Raw genomic sequence first — 18268 nt, 5'->3', positions numbered from 1 at the left:
TCGTCATCCCCTGATTGTCGTTGGTCGCAAGCTTATCGGTGGAAATCCGGCTCGTCTCCGCGTTCGGCGCATGCGGCCGCTACGCGGCGCCATGGCGCGCCGGCACGAACGAGGCCAGAGCCTCGCCAAGTCTCACCCAGGCCGGCTCATCGCCCGGCAGGCCGAAGCGCAACCAGCTCGCATCGTTCTGGAACCGGCGGGCATAGATGCCGTTGCGGCCAAGATGGGCGAAGAGCGCGGACGCGTCCGGCGTGGCGAGCAGCCGGTAGAGCGCGGTGCCGCCGACGATCCGGCCGTGTGGCGCGAGCAGAGTGTCGAGCCTGATGGCATCGGCCGCGCGCGCTCGGGCGGCAGCGTCGAGCCAGGCTCGATCCGCCAGCGCGAGCGCGCCGACATGCAAGGCCGGTCCGGCCACCGACCACGGCCCGAGCGCCGTGCGCAGGGCATCGGTCAGACGCGGCTCGGCGACGGCGAAACCCAGTCTCAAGCCGGCGAGCCCATAGGTCTTGCCGAAGGAGCGCAGCACAAGGGTCGAAGGCGGCAGCTCGGGGATGAGGCTGTCCCGTGGCGTGAAGTCGACGAAGGCCTCGTCGATGATCAGCAGGCCGCCGCGTTCGGCAAGCCGGCGCGCGAGCGAGGCGAGCGCCTCGCGGCCGATGACGCGGCCGTCGGGATTGTTCGGATTGACCAGCACGACCACAGGCGCGTCGCCGGCGTCGTCCGGAGTCGCGATCTCCCGCACCGATGCACCGGCCTTGCGCCAGGACAGGGCGTGCTCGGCGTAGGTCGGGCCGAGCACCGCGACCGGCCCTTCGCCGGCAATGCGCGGCAGCGCCTCGATCAGGATCTGCGTGCCCGGCGCCGCGACGAGGCCCGCCCCAGCAGCCACGCGGTAGGCCTTGCGGGCCGCTTCGAGCAGCGCCGCCTCCTCCGCCTTGCCCGGCAGGCGCTGCCACAGGCTTAACGGCAGCGCCGGAACCGGATACGGGATGGGATTGATCCCGGTCGAGAGATCGATCCAGGGCTCGGGCGCCTCCGGGAACAGCGCCTTCGCTGTCGCCAGATCGCCGCCATGCCAGACCTCGCCCTCAACCAAAGCCTTCTCCGCCCGCATGAGCCCGTCCGAAACCCTGCCGCTCCTCCTCGCCGCGCTCGTGATCGAGGCGGCCTGCGGCTATCCGCAGGGCTTGTACGCACGGATCGGCCATCCCGTCACCTGGATCGGCGCGCTGATCGCACGGCTCGACCGCGGGCTGAACCGGGACGGCGATTCGTTTGCACAGCGCAGGCTTGCCGGCGTTCTGGCGCTGCTCGTGCTGCTGGCAATCACGCTTGCCACCTCCCTCGCCCTGACCGCGTTTTGCCGGGCGCTTGGCCCATTCGGCCTGCTACCGCTGGCGCTCATCGCCTCCAGCCTGCTGGCGCAGCGCAGCCTGCATCAGCATGTCGCGCGCGTCGCCGAGGGGCTCGAGATCGGCGGACTGGCCGAGGGCCGCAAGGCGGTCTCGATGATCGTCGGCCGCAACCCCGAGAGCCTCGACGAAGCCGGGGTGGCGCGGGCCGCGATCGAGAGCCTGGCCGAGAATTTTTCGGACGGCATCACCGCCCCGGCCTTCTGGCTCGGAATTGGCGGGCTGCCGGGCGCGGCGCTCTACAAGGCGGTGAACACCGCAGATTCCATGATCGGCCACAAGACGCCGCGCCATCTCGCCTTCGGGTGGGCGGCGGCGCGGCTCGACGATCTGGTGAACCTTCCGGCCTCAAGACTGACAGCGCTGCTGCTGATCGGGGCCGCCGCGCTCGAGCGCGATGCGAGCCCTGCCGAGGCCTGGCGTGCGGTCAAGCGCGATGCCGGCCATCACCGCTCGCCCAATGCCGGCTGGCCGGAGGCTGCCATGGCGGGGGCGCTAGGCTTGAGGCTCGCCGGGCCACGCATCTATGGCGCTGTCCGCGTCGAGGATGGCTGGATGGGGGATGGCCGGGCCGAAGCCAACGCAGCGGATATCAGGCGCGCGCTGCGGCTTTATCGAAAGGCGTGCGCGCTGCTGTGGGGGATGGCCGCGGCCGGTACCGCCATCGTACTCACCTTCTTCGCCTAAAACTCAATCCCCTCCTGCGCCTTCACGCCCGCCGCGAAATGATGCTTCACCAGCGTCATCTCGGTAACGAGATCCGCCGCCTCGATCAGTTCCGGCTTGGCGTTGCGGCCGGTGACGACGATGTGCAGGTCGGGACGTCGGCTCCTGAGCACCTCGACCACCTCGGCCAGCGGAAGGTAGTCGTAACGCAGGGCGATGTTCAGCTCGTCCAGCACCAGCAGGCGGATCTCCGGATCGGCCATCAGCTCCCGCGCCTTGGCGAAGGCGCGCTCGGCGGCGGCGATGTCGCGGGCCTTGTCCTGCGTCTCCCAGGTGAAACCCTCGCCCATGCTGTGCCAGACGACCTGGTCGCCAAACGCCTCCAGCGCCTTGCGCTCGCCGGTCGACCAGGCGCCCTTGATGAACTGCACGACGCCGATGCGCCAGCCATAGCCGAGCGCCCGCAGGATCAGGCCGAAGGCTGCCGTCGACTTGCCCTTGCCCGGCCCGGTATTGACGATGAGCAGACCCTTTTCGATGCTCTTGCCAGCGACCTCTGCATCCTGCACCGCCTTGCGCTTTGCCATCTTGGCCTTGTGGCGGGCGACCTCGTCGGCGTCGATCGTCATGATGTCCTCACTTCACCTGCATCGGCAGCCCGGCGACCATGAGGATCACGCGGTCGGCCTTTGCCGCAAGCTGCTGATGCAGCCGTCCGGCCTCGTCACGGAAGCGTCTGGCGAGCGCATTCTCCGGCACGATGCCGAGCCCGACCTCGTTCGAGACCAGCACGATCGGGCCTGAGGCCACCGCGCAGGCCGCGATCAGGTCCGCACTCGCGGCCACGATGTCGCGCTCGGCCAGGATCAGGTTGGTCAGCCAGAGCGTCAGGCAATCCACGAGAACCGCCCGGCCAGCCGGGACCCCGCGAATCGCCTCAGGCAAGGCGAGCGGCGCATCGACAGTCATCCAGTTGTCCGAGCGCCGGGCGCGGTGCTCGGAAATCCGCGCCTCCATCTCCTCGTCATAGGCCTGCGCCGTCGCGACATAGGTCCAGGGCGGCGGCAGGGCCTCGATCAGCGCCTCGGCATGCCGGCTCTTGCCCGAGCGGGCGCCGCCGAGAACGAGGGTAAGAGCAGGAAGAATCGTCGCCACGACAGGGGCCTTTAAAGCGAAAATGCGTCATTGCGAGGAGCCCAGCGACGAAGCAATCCAGGTGGACCGGGCGCCAAGCCCCCTTGGATTGCTTCACGGAGCCTGTACCCGGGCTTGCCGAAGGCAAGACCCGGGTGCTCGCAATGACGGCGCACTGCATTGCACAGCGCCACACAGATGGCTAATGATCATCCCGACGGTGCCTCGGCAACGAGGTGAAAAGGGAACGCGGTGCGATACCGCGGCTGCCCCCGCAACTGTAAGCGGCGAGTTTCGCGCCATCGGCCACTGGGTGACACCGGGAAGGCGGCACGAGATTGGGACCCGCGAGCCAGGAGACCTGCCGTCCTAGTGCTGCAATCCAATCGGCCGCCGGTGGGGTGGCCAAGGAGACGACGATGAACACGAATACGGCTTCGATTTCGAGCCAGGCCAGCGTTTCCGAACGGGTGAAGGCCGCTGCCGCGGCACTCGTGCTCGGCTCGGTGCTGGTCTTCACGGTCGGTTTCGCCCACTCGACCAGCGTCCACAACGCCGCTCACGACACGCGCCACACCCTCGCCTTTCCCTGCCACTGAGGGAAAAGCATCATGGTCAATCGTGTTCTCACGGTCAGTCTTCTGGCCGGGCTTCTGGCTGGGCTGTTGATCGGCGCACTCCAGCACGTCACCACCACCCCGCTGATTCTCAAGGCAGAGACCTTCGAGACAGCCATGCGTGCGCTCGAGGCGCAGCAGGCGGCCTTCTCCGGCGATGCGAAGGTTGTCCTCGCCCATAGCGGCCATGAGGGCGGCGAGCATCCTGAATGGAAGCCGGAAGACGGGTTCCAGCGCACCGCCCTCACCACGCTCGTCACCATCGCGACCGCGATCGGCTTCGCCGCGCTGCTGCTCGGCGGCATGATTGCGGCCGGCGACCGGATCGACGATCGCACCGCGCTGGCCTGGGCCGCCTGCGGCTTCCTCGCCTTTGGGCTCGTGCCCGCGGCGGGGCTGGCGCCGGAACTACCCGGCAGCGCCGCGGCCGAACTGGTGCACCGGCAAATCTGGTGGATCGCCACCGCGCTCGTCACGGCGGGCGGGCTCTTCGTCTTCCTGCGCATGGAAGCGCCCTGGCTGCGGGCGCTCGCCGTGCTGGCGATACTCGCTCCGCATGTCATCGGCGCGCCGCATCCGGCCGCTCCCGAGAGCAAGGTCCCGGCCGAGATCGCGGCGCATTTCACCGCACTCTCGCTTGGCATCCAGGCCGCGCTCTGGCTGGTCACCGGCTTCGCGGTCGGCGTGCTCTGGCCCTGGATGAGCCGCCGCGCAGCCGCTGCACCCGCTACGGCCTGAGTTTCAGGCCGAACGCTAAGGAACCGGACATGTCGGAGGGCGACCTCACGATCTTCGTCTGCGTCGCCTGCCAGCGCCCGCGGGCCGACCTCCCCGAGGGCTTTGACAAGCCGGGACCCGAGCTCGCAGAGGCCTTGCGCCAGCGCATCGCATCGGCAGGCAGCACAATCCCGGTCGAGCCCGTCGATTGCCTCGCCGTCTGCAACCGGCCCTGCACCGTCGCCTTCGCGGCAGGTGGCAAATGGACCTACCTGATCGGCGATCTCGACAGCGCCACTCACCCCGACGAGATCGTCAGCGCCGCGACGCATTACGCCGCGAGCACGAACGGCATCGTCGCCTGGAAGGACAGACCGGCCTCGTTCCGCAAGGGCGTGGTCGCGCGCGTGCCACCCCTGCCGGCCGCGCCACAGCAAGGATAAGCCATGAACGCTCCCACCCCGTCATTGGGCAAGGTGCCCTGCACGATCATCACCGGCTTCCTCGGCGCCGGAAAGACCACGCTCGTCCGCCACCTTCTGGAGAATGCCGAGGGCAAGCGCCTCGCCGTGCTCGTCAACGAGTTCGGCGATCTCGGCTTCGACGGCTCCTTTATCGCGGGCTGCGGCATCTCCGGCTGCACGGCCGAGGACATCGTCGAGCTGCCCAACGGCTGCATCTGCTGCACCGTCGCCGATGATTTCGTGCCGGCGCTGGAAAAGCTGCTGAACCGGCCGAACCCGCCCGAGCACATCCTGATCGAGACCTCCGGCCTCGCCCTGCCGAAGCCGCTGGTCTCGGCCTTCAACTGGCCGGCGATCCGCGCGCGCGTCACAGTCGACGGCGTCATCGCCGTGGTCGACGGCCCGGCGGTGGCCGAAGGCCAGTTCGCGGATGATCCCGAGGCGCTCGCCACGCTGCGTGCCGAGGACGCCTCGGTCGATCACGACAACCCGCTGGAGGAGGTCTTCGAGGACCAGATCCTCTGCGCCGACCTGATCCTGCTCAACAAGAGCGACCTCGTCGACGCCGCCGGCCGCGAGCGGGTCAAGGCCGAGATCGCCGAGCACCTGCCCAAGGCGATCAAGATCGTCGAGACCGCGCATGGCAAGGTCGAGCCGGCGCTGATCGTCGGCCTCGGCGCTGCCGCCGAGAGCGATCTCGCCGCGCGTCCTTCGCATCATGGCGAGGGCGAGGATCACGACCACGACGATTTCGACTCGATCTCGCTGCCGCTGCCTGATGTCGCGACGCCGGAGGAGCTGACGGCGCGCGTCGCCAGGGCGGCCGAGGCCGAGGGCGTGCTGCGGCTGAAGGGCTTTGCCGGCATTCCCGGCAAGCCGATGCGGCTCGTCGTGCAGGGCGTCGGCCGGCGCGTCGGGCATCATTACGACCGGGCCTGGGGCGCGGAGGAGAAGCGCGACGCGCGCCTGGTGGTGATCGGCCTGAAGGGCTTCGATCGCGCCGCCGTAGAGGCCGCGCTCGCGGACTGATCCGGCATGCACCTCCTCCCCTCCAGCGAGATCAGGCTCGACGACGGCGAAGACGCCGTCGATCTCGCCCTGCCGCCGGGGGATGTGCTGGTGCTCTCGTTCTCGGACAGCGATCTCTCGGCGCTGGCGGCGGCTGGCGCCGGCGGGCTGAGCCTGCGCCTCGCCTCGCTGCGGTGGCTGAAGCACCCGCTCTCGGTCGACCTGCTGGTCGAGAAGACCGCCGCGCGCAGCCGTTTCGTGCTGGTGCGCTGCCTGGGCGGGCTCGATTACTGGCGCTATGGCATCGAGCAGCTGGCGCAGGCATGCCGCCGCGAGGGCGTGGCGCTCGCCGTGCTGCCCGGCGACGACCGGACGGATGCGCGGCTGGCGGAATATGGGACGGTTGCGCCGGAATTCGCCGAGACGCTGCTGGGCTATTTCCTCGCCGGGGGCGGCGCGGAGAATATGAGGCGGTTGCTGGCACTGATCCACGATTACCTGGAAGCGTCGCGCGACCCCTCATCCACCTGCCGGCACCTTCTCCCCCAAGGGGAGAAGAGGACCACGTCGGCCGCTTCGCCCTTCTCCCCTTGCGGGAGAAGGTGGCCCGGCGGAGCCGGGACGGATGAGGGGTCGCGCGACGCTTCCGGTCAACGCTTGCACCCCGTCCATCTGCCCCCACTCTTCGCGCTTGGCACCGAGGGCGGGCCCCGATCCTGGCAGGACGCCCTTGCGGCCCTCCCCACAGCTCGCTCGCTCGTCCCTGTCTTCGTCTATCGCTCCGCGGTCAGCGCCGGCGACACGGCCCTCGGCGCGGCCATCGCGGACGCGCTCGCCGCACGTGGCCTTGCCCCGCTCGTCCTCGCGCTGACCAGCCTGAAGGACCCGATCGTCACAGCCGAGCTCACGGCCCTGATCTCCGTCCGCAAACCGGCCGCGATCGTTACCACGACCGCCTTCTCGTCCCGCGACGGCGCCGGCTTCGTCCTCGACGCCGCCGATTGTCCGATCCTGCAGGCGGTGCCGGTCGGCAGTCCGCGCGAGGCCTGGGAAGCCTCGCCGCGCGGGCTTTCCGGCGTCGATCTCGCGATGCAGGTGGCGCTGCCGGAGTTCGACGGACGGTTGGGCGCGATCCCCGTCGCGTTCAAGGCGGAGGAAAGCGATGCAGCGACCGGCTTGACCATTCGCCGGCTCGTACCGGATGCGGAGGGCGTCGCGGCATTGGCCGATCTCGCCACGAGCTGGATCGCGCTGGCGCGCAAGCCCGCCGCCGAGCGCCGGCTGGCGCTCGTCATGTCCGACTACCCGGCGCGCGGCGGCCGGGCCGGCTTCGCCGTCGGGCTCGACACGCCGGCGAGCGTCGCGGCGATCCGCGAGCTGCTGGCCGAGGCGGGCTACGATGTCGGCCGTCATTGCGAGCGGAGCGAAGCAATCCAGGGGCCGTCGAGCTCTACGAATCTGGATTGCTTCGCAACGCTCGCAATGACGAGGCAGGAAGCCGAGTCGGCGCGCCCTGAACCGCCCTTCGAGACGCAGGATGAGGGCTCGAAGCTGATGCAGGCCCTGACCGGCGGCCCAGCCACCTTCGCCACCCCGCTCGCGACCTACCGCGCCTGGCTCGGCACGATCCCGCAAGCCGCCCGCGACACCCTCATCGCCAGCCATGGCGCGCCCGAAGCCGACCCCGCCTGCGACGGGCATGCGTTCCACTTCCGCGCCGTCACCGCCGGCGAGCTGACCATTGCGCTCCAGCCGCCGCGCGACGCATCGCCCGACCGCAAGGCGCGCTATCACGATCCCGATTGCCCGCCCGGCCACGCCTATCTCGCCTTCTATCTCGGCCTGCGCGAGATCGCCGGGATCGATGCGCTGATCCATCTCGGCACGCATGGCACGACCGAGTGGCTGCCGGGCAAGGCGGTGGCGCTCTCGGCAGCCTGCTGGCCGCGGCTCGCCATCGGCAGCCTGCCGGTGATCTATCCCTATGTGGTCGACGATCCCGGCGAGGCCGCTCCGGCCAAGCGCCGCCTCTCGGCCGTGACGCTCGGCCATCTGCCGCCGCAGATCATGCAGGCGGAGGCGGCCGGTGAGGTTGGCCTGCTACGTGATCTCGTCGAGGAATTCTCGCAGGCGCAGGTGCTCGATCCGCGTCGGGCCGAGCTGGTCGCGCGCGAGATTCGCGAACGGGCCGAGGCGAGCGGGCTGGCTCAGGCCTGCGGCGTCGCGCCCGAGCTCGACATGGCAAGCGCCCTGACCGCGCTCGACGCGCATCTCTGCGACATCGCCGAGCTGCCCTTCCGCGACGGGCTGCACGTCTTCGGGCAGGCCGGGCACGATCCCGCCTCCTCGCAAAGCGAGCGCCGGAACCTGCTGCGTGCCCTCGACGGCCGCTTCATCCCGCCCGGCCCGGCCGGCTCGCCACATCGCGGGCAGGCCGATGTGCTGCCGACCGGCCGCAATCTCTCGACGCTCGACCCGCGCGCGATCCCGACCCGCTCGGCGGCAAGGCTCGGCGCGCTGGCGGCGAAGGCGGTGGTCGAGCGCCATCTCCAGGATCACGGCGATTACCCCCGCCGCGTCGTCATGGATCTCTGGGCCTCGCCGACGCTGCGCTCGGGCGGCGAGGATATCGCGCATGCGCTGGCGCTGATGGGCGTCGAGCCGCTCTGGGACCATGGCTCGACGCGGGTGACCGGCTTCGCGATCATCCCGCAGCCAAAACTCGTCCAGCCCCGTGCCGACGTGACGGTCCGCATCTCCGGCGCCTTCCGCGATACGTTTCCAGGCCAGATCGCCCTGCTCGATGCCGCCGCCCGCGCTGTCGCGGCGCTCGACGAGCCGGACGAATGGAACGAGCCATCCGCCGCACGTCGCCGCGGCGAAGCCGGTGCCCGCATCTTCGGCGCTGCGCCCGGCCGCTACGGCGCAGCCATGGCCGATCGCGCGCTCGACGGGGAGTGGGCAGGTCGCGCCGATCTCGCGGAGGCGTATCTGGCCGCCAGCAGCCACGCCTATGGCGGGCCGGAGGGAACGGCGCAGGCCGATGCCGGCTTCGCGCAGCGGATTTCCGAAGCCGACGCCTTCGTCCATGTCAGCGACACACCCGGCCGCGACATCCTCGAAGCGTCCAGCGCCGCCGACGTGATCGGCGGCTTCGCGGCAGCCGCTGAAAGCCTCGGCTCGCAGGCGGCGCTCTACAGCCTCGACAGCTCGAAGCCGGAGATGCCGAAAGCGCGCGCGCTCGCCGAGGACATCTCGCGCATCGTCCATGGCCGCATCTGCCATCCCCGCTGGATCGAGGGGCAGCTCAAGCATGGCTGGCGCGGCGCGGCCGAACTGGCCGAGACGGTCGACACGCTCTTCGTCTATGCCGCCAGCACCGATGCCGTGCCGCAGGCCCTGTTCGATGCCGTATTCCAGGCCTATTGCGCCGATCCGACCGTGTGGACCGCGCTCGAAGCCGCCAATGCCCCGGCCGCCGCCTCGATCCGCTCCCGCCTCGCGGAGGCCGAGCGACGCGGCTTCTGGACGAGCCGGCGCAACTCGGTCGCGGCTTTCCTGCAGGGGCGGGAGGCGGCGGAATGAGCGCTCTGCCGAAGGAGGCACTCCGCCGCGGCTGGTGTCCGAGCACGCTCCGGCCGATGGAGACCGGCGATGGCTGGCTGGTACGGCTGCACCCGCCGGGCAACGCGCTCTCGCCGCGCCAGCTCGGGCGGATCGCGGAGTTGGCGCAGGAGCACGGTAACGGCCTCGTCGAGATTTCCGCGCGCGGCAATCTCCAGCTCCGCGGCGTGACCGCGGAAACGCATCCGGCGCTGGTCGAAGCGCTTCTGAGCGAAGGGCTGGTCGACGAAGCCGAAGGTGACGGCCCGCAGCGCCTGACGTTGACTTCACCGCTCGCCGGACACGATCCGAGCGACCTGATCGATGCCGCGGCGCTGGCGGCTGCCATCGAAGCCAGCAGCCGGTCGATCCCCGGCCTCCCGGCCAAGACCTGCATCGTCGTCGATGGCGGCGGGACGCTTTCGCTCGATCATGTCGCAGCCGATCTGCGGGTCGTCGCGATCGGTTCCGGCAAAGTCGCGATCGGCACGCCGCGTGGCCGCTGGCTGGGACCGGCCGCCCCTGCCGCTGTTCCCGACATCGTCGCATCGTTGCTGCATGGCTTCGCAGCCGGACTTCCCACCTTCGCGGCGGTCCGCCGCATGCGCGATCTGCCGGAGGCCGGGCTTAGCGGGATGATCGCCAAGTGCGGTCTCGCGGAAACCCAGCCCCCGGCGCGACGCCCTGCGCCGAAGCGCGCGGGAGTTCCGAGCCTCGGCCCGTCCTGTTTCGCGGTCCTGATCGGCCTGCCATTCGGCCGTTCCGATGCGGCGACGCTGGCGCAACTCGGCGCAGCCGCCGAAGCGCGCGGCAGCACGACAATCCGCTTCTCGCCCTGGCGCGGCCTTGCCTTCGTCGACCTCGACTGGATTCAAGCGCAGGCTCTCGTCGGCCTCGCGGACGAACTCGGCCTGATCACCCAAAACACGGATCCGCGCCTCTCGGTACAGGCCTGCGCCGGCGCGCCGGCCTGCCTGCGCGGCGAGACGCGGGCCAGCCGCGATGCCGCCACCCTGGCCGAAGCTGCGGCGCCGCTGCTCGCCGCGGGCCTCAAGCTCCACGTCTCCGGCTGCGTGAAATCCTGCGCCAATCCCGGCCCGGCCGATCTCACCCTAGTCGGCCATGAGGGTCATTACGACGCGGTTTTCAGCGGCACGACACGGGACAAGCCGGCCGGGCGGCTTGACCTTTCGCAGATTGTGCAGCGTCTGCAGCCGGGACAGGATTTTCACACCCGCCTGACATCGGGCCGGGCTTCAGGACCAAAGGTTTGAGCGAGCGTTACGACTATATCCGCGACGGCGCGGCGATCTATGAGCGCTCCTTCGCCATCATCCGGGCCGAGGCCGATCTCTCGCGCTTTTCCGGCGCGGCCTCGCGCGTCGTCGTCCGCATGATCCATGCCTGCGGCATGACCGACCTGCCGGATGACGTCGCGATGTCCGAGGATTTCGCGGCAGCTGCCGAGGCGGCGCTGAAGGCCGGCGCGCCGATCCTCTGCGATGCCAAAATGGTTGCGAATGGCGTCACGCGTTCGCGCCTGCCGGTGGACAATGCCGTGCTCTGCACGCTCGACGACCCGCAGGTGCCGGCGCTCGCGAAGGAGATGGGGCTGACCCGCTCGGCCGCCGCGATGGAGTTGTGGCGCCCCCGGCTTGCCGGTGCGCTCGTCGTCATCGGCAACGCGCCGACCTCGCTGTTCCGGCTGCTGGAAATGCTCGATGCCGGCGCGCCGAAGCCGGCCGCCGTGATCGGCATCCCCGTCGGCTTCGTCGGCGCGGCGGAATCGAAGGACGCGCTGGCGCGGGACGGGCGCGTGCCCTTCCTCGTGGTGCATGGCAGGCGCGGCGGCTCGGCCATGGCGGCCGCAGCCGTCAATGCGCTGGCCCAAGAAAAAGAATGAGCGAGAGAAAGAATGATCAGGTGAGCTCGGATCGCTCGGGAATCCTGCTGTTCGGCGTCGGGCTCGGCCCTGGCGACCCCGACTACATGACGGTCAGGGCACGCGACATCATCGCGAGCGCCGACAGGCTGGTGCATTTCTGCAAGAAGGGTAGCCGCGGCAATGCCCGCGCCACGGCCGACGCAGTGATCGCGCCTGACCCGGAGCGCGAGATCGTGCTCGCCTTCCCGGTCACGACCGAGGCCAAGGTCGGCGAGGAGGCCTATGACGGGCCGATCGCCGCGTTCTATGACGAAGCCGCCGAGCAGCTTGCCGGCGAGATGGCGGCGGGACACACCGTCGCCGTGCTCTGCGACGGCGATCCGTTCTTCTACGGCTCCTTCATGCATCTCTGGCGCCGCCTGGCGCATCGCTTCCCGACCGAGGTCGTGCCCGGCGTCACCGGCATGGCGGGAGCCTGGGTTCGCGCCGAGGCGCCGATCACCTGGGGCGACGACGTCATGACCGTGCTGCCCGGCACGCTCGCCGAGGCCGAGCTGACGCGCCGGCTGAAGGACACCGACGCCGCCGTGATCATGAAGCTCGGCCGCAACCTGCCGAAGGTGCGGCGCGCACTCGAGGCCGCCGGGCTGATCGGCCGCGCTATCTATGTCGAGCGCGCCACCATGGCCGGACAGATGGTGACGCGGCTCGCCGACAAGCCCGACGACACCGCGCCCTATTTCTCGATGGTGCTGGTGCCCGGCGAGGGGCGGCGGCTATGAGCGAGCGCCCGATCTATTTCGACCTGCCCGATGCCGGCCCGACCCGGCTGAGCGCCGGGCTGGGATCGCTGACCGTCGTCGGGCTCGGCCCGGGTGAAGCGCATTGGCTGACGCCAGCGGCGCAGCACGCCCTCGCGAGCGCGAGCGACCTCGTCGGCTACGGCCCCTATCTCGATCGCATTCCGGACCGACCGGATTGCGTCAAGCACGGCTCCGACAACCGCGTCGAACTCGATCGTGCCCGCCATGCGCTCGGGCTCGCGGCGCGGGGCGGCAAGGTCGCAGTCGTCTCGGGCGGCGATCCCGGCGTCTTCGCCATGGCTGCGGCTGTGTTCGAGGCGTTGGAGGCGGGCGAGCCGACCTGGCTTGCGCTGCCGATCACGGTCGAGCCCGGCATCACCGCAATGCTGGCGGCGGCCGCCAAGGCCGGCGCGCCGCTCGGCGGCGATTTCTGCGCGATCTCGCTCTCCGACAACCTGAAGCCCTGGGAGGTGATCACGGCCCGGCTGGAGGCTGCGCTCGCGGCCGATTTCGTGATCTCTCTCTACAACCCGATCTCGAAGGCGCGGCCCTGGCAGCTGGGCGCGGCGCTCGAGCTCGCGGCCCGGCATCGTCCACCCGAGACGCCCGTCATCTTCGCCCGCGCCGTCGGGCGGCGCGACGAGGCCCTGCGCGTGCTGGCGATGAGCGAGGCGGTCGCGGCGGCCGAAACCGCCGACATGGCGACGCTGGTGATGATCGGCGCGTCGTCGACGCGGCTGATCGAGCGACCGGGCCAGCGCCCGATCGTCTATACGCCGCGCTCGGTGACGAAGAGCCCCTGGGCGACCAGCCAGGGCAGGACCTGATCGATATGGTCGACATATTCGACATCGGGCTTCGGCGGCCGCTCGACCATGATGACGGGAAGGCCGAGCCGGCGCGCCGCCACGAGCTTGCCCGCCGTCGCCGAACCGCCGGAATTCTTGCTGACGAGCACCTCGACGCCTTCGCGGCGCATCAGGTCTTCCTCGTCATCGGTGTCGAACGGGCCGCGCTGCTGGATGACGGTGACGCCGTGCAGCGGCAGGCGGTCGCCGATCGGCTCGATGGCGCGAACGAGGTAGCGATGCTGCGGCGCATCGGCGAAGGCCGGCAGCTCGAGCCGGCCGATCGTCAGGAAGACGCGGCGCGGCTCCGTGCCGAGCGCCCCGACTGCCGCCTGGATGTCCGGAACCGACTTCCAGCGGTCGCCGTTCTGCGGTTTCCAGGAACCGCGGCGAATCGCCAGGAGCGGCACGCCTTCGGCCTTGCAGGCCGCCTCGGCATGGAAGGGCATGATGGCGGCGAAGGGGTGGGTGGCGTCGACCACGGCCACAATGCCCTGCTCGACCAGATAGCGCCTGAGGCCGTCGATGCCGCCGAAACCGCCCGTGCGCACGGGCAGGTTCAACGGCCTCGGATCGACCGTATGTCCGGCAAGAGAAATGAGCGCGCGAATATCCGGCGCCTGTTCAGCCAGAAGCTGATCAAGCGCGGCAGCTTCGCTAGTACCGCCTAGGATCAGAACCGTCATGGTATTCTTGTCGCCTGAAATCGATGAACTGTCGAGAACCGCCCAAGTTTCGGTTGAACCGTGGCTTTCTTTGGTCGGGCTCGGCGAGGATGGCAGGGCCGGACTTTCGCCGCAGGCTGCGGCGGCGCTGGACGGGGCGGAGCTGGTCTATGGCGGGGCGCGCCATATCGCGCTGATCGGCGCGGTGCCGGGCGAGGCGGCGGAATGGCCGCAGCCCTTCCGCAACGCGCTGCCGATGATCCTGAGCCAACGCGGCCGCAAGGTCTGCGTGGTCGCGACCGGCGATCCGTTCCATTACGGCATCGGCGCCGGCCTCGCGAAGGCGATCCCGGCCGAGGAAATGGAGATCTTTCCGCAGCTCTCCTGCTTCGCGCTCGCCTGCAACCGGCTGCGCTGGCCGCAGGAGGAATGCGGCCGGGTCTCGCTCCACGGCAGGGCGCTCCAGCGCATCATCCCGTTCCTGCAGCCGGGCCGACGCGTGCTGGCGCTGGCCTGGGACGGCACGACACCGCAACGCCTGTCCGAGGTGATGAAGGCGCGCGGCTTCGGCTCGTCCCGCATGGTCGTGATGGAGGCGATGGGCGGGCCGCGCGAGCAGATCCGCGAATGCACCGCCGATACATTCGATTTCGGCACGGTCGACCCGCTAAACCTGATCGCCCTCGATCTCGTCGCCGGGCCGGAGGCGCGCGTGCTGCCACTCGCGACGGGTCTCGAGGAGGACTGGTTCGAGCATGACGGCCAGATCACCAAGTCGGAAATCCGCGCGATCACGCTGAGCGCGCTGAAGCCCCGAGCCGGCGAGTTGCTCTGGGATATCGGCGCCGGCTCCGGCTCGGTCGGGCTCGAATGGTGCCTGCGCAATCCGGGAAATCGGACGATCGCCTTCGAGCGGAAGCCGGAGCGCGCCGAGCGCATCGGCCGCAACCGCATGAGCCTGGGGGCACTCGCGGTCGAGATCGTCATGGGCACAGCGCCGGACATACTTACCGGTAAAGCGAGCCCAGATGCCGTCTTCATCGGCGGCGGCATCACCGATCCCGGCGTGTTCGAGGCGGCCTGGGCGGCGCTGAAGCCGGGTGGGCGGCTCGTCGCCAATGTCGTGACGATCGAGGGCGAAGCGCGTCTGGCAGCGCTCTATGCCGAGCATGGCGGCTCACTCAGGCGTATCGGCATCAGCCATCTCGACGCGGTCGGCGGGATGCATGGCTGGCGTTCGGCCATGCCGGTGACGCAATGGCGCGCGGTGAAGCGGTGACGCTCGTCGCCGGCATCGGCTTGCGCCCGGGCACAAGCGAGGCCGATATCCTCGCCTGCCTGGATGATGCTCTGGCTGCGGCTGGTCTGCCGGCCGAGGGGCGCTTGCGCCTCGCGACGCTCGCCAGCCGGTTCGAAGAGCCGGGCATCGTCTCGGCAGCGCGCTCGCGCCAAGCCGAGCTCGTCGCCATTCCCGACGAGGCGCTGAAAGGCTTCGAGGCCGCCTGCGCCACGCGCTCGACAAGGATCGCCTCGCTCTACGGCGTCGGCTCCGTCGCGGAAGCGGCAGCGCTTGCCGCAGCCGGACCGGGAGGCGAGCTCATCCAGCCACGCGTCGCGACAGCGCGCGTCACCTGCGCTCTGGCCAGAAGCGCGGAGCCCGACGCACCATGACCGTCCATTTCATCGGCGCCGGCCCCGGCGCCGCCGACCTGATCACCTTGCGCGGGCGCGACCTGATCGCCGCCTGCCCGGTCTGTCTCTATGCGGGATCGCTGATCCCGAAGGCGATGCTCGACTGGTGCCCGCCGGGCGCGCGCATCGTCGACACCGCCCCGCTCGATCTCGATGCGATCATCGTGGAAATCCAGGTTGCCCATGCGGCCGGGCGAGACGTGGCGCGGCTGCATTCCGGCGATCTCTCGATCTGGAGCGCAACGGCTGAGCAGATGCGCCGGCTCGATGCGCTCGGCATCCCCTATTCGGTGACGCCCGGCGTGCCTGCCTTCGCCGCCGCGGCCGCGGCGCTGAAGCGTGAGCTGACCTTGCCCGGCGTGGCGCAATCGCTGGTGCTGACCCGCACATCGGGCCGGGCCTCCTCGATGCCGGAGAAGGAAAGGCTCGCCACCTTTGCCGCCACCGGCACGACGCTGGCGATCCATCTCTCGATCCATGTGGTCGGACAGGTGGTGGCCGAGCTGACACCATTCTACGGCGCCGATTGCCCGGTCGCGATCGTCTTCCGCGCCTCCTGGCCGGATGAGCGCGTGCTGCGCGGGACGCTCGCGAGCATCGCGACGCTGGTTCAGCAATCCGGCGTCGAGCGCACCGCGCTGATCCTGGTCGGTCCTGCCCTGGGCTCGGAGGATTTCGGCGAAAGCGCACTTTACTCGACGGGCTATGATCGGCGCTTCCGGCCGGGCGGCGGGCTATGAGCGCGCGCGGGCTGCTGATCGCCGCGCCGCGCTCCGGCTCGGGCAAGACCACGATCACGCTCGGCTTGCAGCGGGCGCTGGTCAAGCGCGGGCTCACCGTGCGCGGGCTGAAATGCGGGCCGGATTATATCGACCCGGCCTTCCACGCCGCCGCCACGGCTGCGCCGAGCGCCAATCTCGATTCCTACGCGATGCCGGAGGCCCTGCTCGGGCAGATCGCACGGGACGCGTCTGATGAAGCCGACATCGTCATCGCCGAAGGCTCGATGGGCCTGTTCGACGCAGTGCCCGGCCCGGAAGGTCACACTGGCGCGAGCGCCGATATCGCAGCCATGTTCGGCTGGCCGGTCCTGCTTGTCGTCGACGTCTCCGGACAGGCGCAATCGGCCGGCGCCGTGGCGCTCGGCTGCATCCGCTATGACGAGCGCATCAGGGTCGCCGGCGTCATCCTCAACAAGGTCGCGAGCGAGCGCCATCGCCGCCTCGCCTGCGCCGGCATGGAACGGATCGGCCTGCCGGTGCTTGGCGCGCTGCCGCGCGAGGCGAGCCTGATCCTGCCTGAGCGCCATCTCGGCCTCGTGCAGGCCGGCGAGACGGAAGGCCTGCACGCAAGGCTCGATGCGCTGGCGGAAGCGGTATCGGCGGCGGTCGATCTGGACGCGGTGGTCGCAGTGGCTGGGGCAACAGTGCTGCCGATCGAGACACCTGCCGCGCCTGCCCTGCCCGCCCCCGGCCGGCGCATCGCCATCGCGCGCGATGCCGCCTTCAGCTTCGTCTATCCGCATGTCGAGGCCGGTTGGCGCGCGGCCGGCGCGGCGCTGGTGCCGTTTTCGCCGCTCGCGGACGAGGCGCCCCCCGGGGATTGCGACGCCTGCTGGCTGCCCGGCGGCTATCCGGAGCTGCACGCGGCAAGACTGGCGGCTGCGAGCCGCTTCCTCTCCGGCCTGCGCGGCTTCGCCGAGACGCGGCGGGTCCATGGCGAATGCGGCGGCTACATGGTTTTGGGCAAGGGCCTGATCGATGCCGACGGCATCTCGCATGCGATGGCCGGGCTGCTCTCGGTCGAGACCTCCTTCGCCAAGCGCAGGATGAACCTGGGCTACCGTCGCGCCGTCCTGGAAGCGGATGGGCCACTCGGCCCGGCCGGGCGGGCGTTGACCGGCCATGAATTCCACTACGCCACCACCGTCTCGCAGGGCGAGGATGCCCCCTTCGCCATGGTGACCGATCCGCATGGCTCGGCTCCCGCGCCCGCCGGCGGCCGCCGCGGGAACGTCACCGGCTCGTTCTTCCACGCCATCGCCAGCGTGCCGGCATGAGCACGCCGCCCATCTTCGACGAGGCGTTCGCAGGCAAGCTCGACGAGCTGATCGCCTGGCGGCGCGATGTGCGCCGTTTCCGGCCGGAGCCGTTGCCGGAGGAGTCGATCGCGCATCTGCTGGCGCTCACCGAATTCTCGCCCTCGGTCGGCCATTCGCAGCCCTGGCGCTGGATACGCGTCCGTGACGAGGCGCGGCGTCAGGCCGTGCGCGAGAGCTTTGCGCGCTGCAATGCGGAAGCGCTCGACGATTACCAGGGCGAGCAGGCGGCGCTCTACGCGCGGCTCAAGCTCGAGGGGCTGCGCGATGCGCCGGAGCAGTTCGCCGTGTTCTGCGACCATGGCACCGGCCAGGGCCATGGGCTCGGCCGGCGCACCATGCCGGAGATGCTGGATTATTCGGTCGTCACGGCGATCACGCAGTTCTGGCTGGCGGCGCGGGCGCGCGGCATCGGCGTCGGCTGGGTGTCGATCCTGGAGCCGGAGGCGGTGAGTGCCGCGCTGGATACGCCGCCGGACTGGAAGCTGATTGCCTGGCTCTGTGTCGGCTACCCGCAGGAGGAACATGCCGATCCGGAGCTTATTCGGCATGGCTGGGAGGTCGGGCGGGGGCGTGAAACTCCCACCCCAGATGGCTAAGCGCGAGGCGCCTCTCCTATGGAGATGGTCGGGTCAGGCCCGACCATGACGATTGCG

The 18268-nt window shown here is 70.0% G+C and carries 19 protein-coding genes and 1 riboswitch; of the genes, 15 read left to right on the top strand and 4 right to left on the bottom strand.

Annotated features, from left to right (window positions below; translation table 11 throughout):
- Positions 1-79: 79 nt before the first annotated feature.
- Positions 80-1114: a threonine-phosphate decarboxylase CobD gene (cobD, locus tag EV560_RS22155; RefSeq protein WP_131857988.1), complete on the bottom strand. Its 1035-nt coding sequence runs from the start codon at positions 1112-1114 to the stop codon at positions 80-82.
- Between cobD and cbiB the strand changes: the two genes are divergently transcribed.
- Positions 1113-2099 carry an adenosylcobinamide-phosphate synthase CbiB gene (gene cbiB / locus EV560_RS22150; RefSeq protein WP_131857987.1) on the top strand — a complete coding sequence of 329 codons (987 nt, stop codon included), beginning with the start codon at positions 1113-1115 and terminating at the stop codon, positions 2097-2099. The two genes, cobD and cbiB, sit on opposite strands and share 2 nt — an antisense overlap.
- Here cbiB and cobO read toward each other — a convergent pair.
- Together cobO and cobU are read right to left on the bottom strand one after the other, a co-directional pair.
- A complete protein-coding gene (gene cobO, locus EV560_RS22145; RefSeq protein WP_131857986.1) occupies positions 2096-2707 on the bottom strand; it encodes a cob(I)yrinic acid a,c-diamide adenosyltransferase in 612 nt (203 codons plus the stop codon). The genes cbiB and cobO overlap by 4 nt on opposite strands.
- 7 nt (positions 2708-2714) lie before the next feature.
- Entirely contained in the window at positions 2715-3233 is a 519-nt protein-coding gene (gene cobU, locus EV560_RS22140; RefSeq protein WP_131857985.1) for a bifunctional adenosylcobinamide kinase/adenosylcobinamide-phosphate guanylyltransferase, read from the bottom strand.
- Between the two features lie 180 nt (positions 3234-3413).
- Positions 3414-3595, top strand: a riboswitch (cobalamin riboswitch).
- 36 nt (positions 3596-3631) lie between these two features.
- Here cobU and EV560_RS22135 point away from each other — a divergent pair.
- The 9 genes from EV560_RS22135 to cobJ are packed head-to-tail and all read left to right on the top strand — an operon-like array spanning position 3632 to position 13136.
- Positions 3632-3811 carry a CbtB domain-containing protein gene (locus EV560_RS22135; RefSeq protein ID WP_131857984.1) on the top strand — a complete coding sequence of 60 codons (180 nt, stop codon included), beginning with the start codon at positions 3632-3634 and terminating at the stop codon, positions 3809-3811.
- A 12-nt stretch (positions 3812-3823) separates the two neighbouring features.
- Entirely contained in the window at positions 3824-4567 is a 744-nt protein-coding gene (locus tag EV560_RS22130) for a CbtA family protein (protein ID WP_131857983.1), read from the top strand.
- A gap of 29 nt (positions 4568-4596) precedes the next feature.
- Entirely contained in the window at positions 4597-4989 is a 393-nt protein-coding gene (locus EV560_RS22125; RefSeq protein ID WP_131857982.1) for a DUF1636 family protein, read from the top strand.
- A gap of 3 nt (positions 4990-4992) precedes the next feature.
- Positions 4993-6039 carry a cobalamin biosynthesis protein CobW gene (gene cobW / locus EV560_RS22120; RefSeq protein WP_131857981.1) on the top strand — a complete coding sequence of 349 codons (1047 nt, stop codon included), beginning with the start codon at positions 4993-4995 and terminating at the stop codon, positions 6037-6039.
- Positions 6040-6045: 6 nt separating this feature from the next.
- Positions 6046-9603 (top strand): cobaltochelatase subunit CobN, encoded by a 3558-nt coding sequence (gene cobN / locus EV560_RS22115; RefSeq protein ID WP_131857980.1) that lies wholly within the window; start codon positions 6046-6048, stop codon positions 9601-9603.
- Complete coding sequence (gene cobG, locus EV560_RS22110; protein ID WP_131857979.1) at positions 9600-10895, top strand: precorrin-3B synthase; 1296 nt, start codon at positions 9600-9602, stop codon at positions 10893-10895. Before cobN ends, cobG begins: the two co-directional genes overlap by 4 nt.
- Positions 10892-11524, top strand: coding sequence for a precorrin-8X methylmutase (locus tag EV560_RS22105; RefSeq protein ID WP_131857978.1), 633 nt, complete (start codon positions 10892-10894; stop codon positions 11522-11524). Before cobG ends, EV560_RS22105 begins: the two co-directional genes overlap by 4 nt.
- Positions 11521-12288, top strand: a complete 768-nt coding sequence (locus EV560_RS22100) for a precorrin-2 C(20)-methyltransferase (RefSeq protein ID WP_131857977.1) — start codon at positions 11521-11523, stop codon at positions 12286-12288. The genes EV560_RS22105 and EV560_RS22100 overlap by 4 nt, the downstream gene beginning before the upstream one ends.
- A complete protein-coding gene (gene cobJ, locus EV560_RS22095) occupies positions 12285-13136 on the top strand; it encodes a precorrin-3B C(17)-methyltransferase (protein WP_131857976.1) in 852 nt (283 codons plus the stop codon). Before EV560_RS22100 ends, cobJ begins: the two co-directional genes overlap by 4 nt.
- On the opposite strand, the gene EV560_RS22090 is transcribed toward cobJ, so the two are convergent.
- Complete coding sequence (locus EV560_RS22090; protein WP_131857975.1) at positions 13079-13843, bottom strand: cobalt-precorrin-6A reductase; 765 nt, start codon at positions 13841-13843, stop codon at positions 13079-13081. The two genes, cobJ and EV560_RS22090, sit on opposite strands and share 58 nt — an antisense overlap.
- Before the next feature lie 70 nt (positions 13844-13913).
- On the opposite strand from EV560_RS22090, the gene cbiE reads away from it, so the two are divergent.
- The 5 genes from cbiE to bluB are packed head-to-tail and all read left to right on the top strand — an operon-like array spanning position 13914 to position 18211.
- On the top strand, positions 13914-15101 hold the full coding sequence (cbiE, locus tag EV560_RS22085; RefSeq protein WP_348982257.1) for a precorrin-6y C5,15-methyltransferase (decarboxylating) subunit CbiE: 1188 nt from the start codon (positions 13914-13916) through the stop codon (positions 15099-15101).
- Positions 15080-15493: a cobalamin biosynthesis protein gene (locus EV560_RS22080; RefSeq protein WP_131857973.1), complete on the top strand. Its 414-nt coding sequence runs from the start codon at positions 15080-15082 to the stop codon at positions 15491-15493. The genes cbiE and EV560_RS22080 overlap by 22 nt, the downstream gene beginning before the upstream one ends.
- Positions 15490-16254, top strand: coding sequence for a precorrin-4 C(11)-methyltransferase (cobM, locus tag EV560_RS22075; protein ID WP_131857972.1), 765 nt, complete (start codon positions 15490-15492; stop codon positions 16252-16254). Before EV560_RS22080 ends, cobM begins: the two co-directional genes overlap by 4 nt.
- Positions 16251-17573 carry a cobyrinate a,c-diamide synthase gene (locus EV560_RS22070; protein ID WP_131857971.1) on the top strand — a complete coding sequence of 441 codons (1323 nt, stop codon included), beginning with the start codon at positions 16251-16253 and terminating at the stop codon, positions 17571-17573. Before cobM ends, EV560_RS22070 begins: the two co-directional genes overlap by 4 nt.
- Entirely contained in the window at positions 17570-18211 is a 642-nt protein-coding gene (gene bluB / locus EV560_RS22065) for a 5,6-dimethylbenzimidazole synthase (RefSeq protein WP_131857970.1), read from the top strand. The genes EV560_RS22070 and bluB overlap by 4 nt, the downstream gene beginning before the upstream one ends.
- The last annotated feature ends 57 nt before the right edge of the window (positions 18212-18268 follow it).

It is taken from the genome of Allobosea sp. BK604 (assembly GCF_004341515.1).
In the GTDB taxonomy this organism is placed as follows: Bacteria; Pseudomonadota; Alphaproteobacteria; order Rhizobiales; family Beijerinckiaceae; genus Allobosea.
This window is presented reverse-complemented; position numbering and strand designations above follow the sequence as displayed.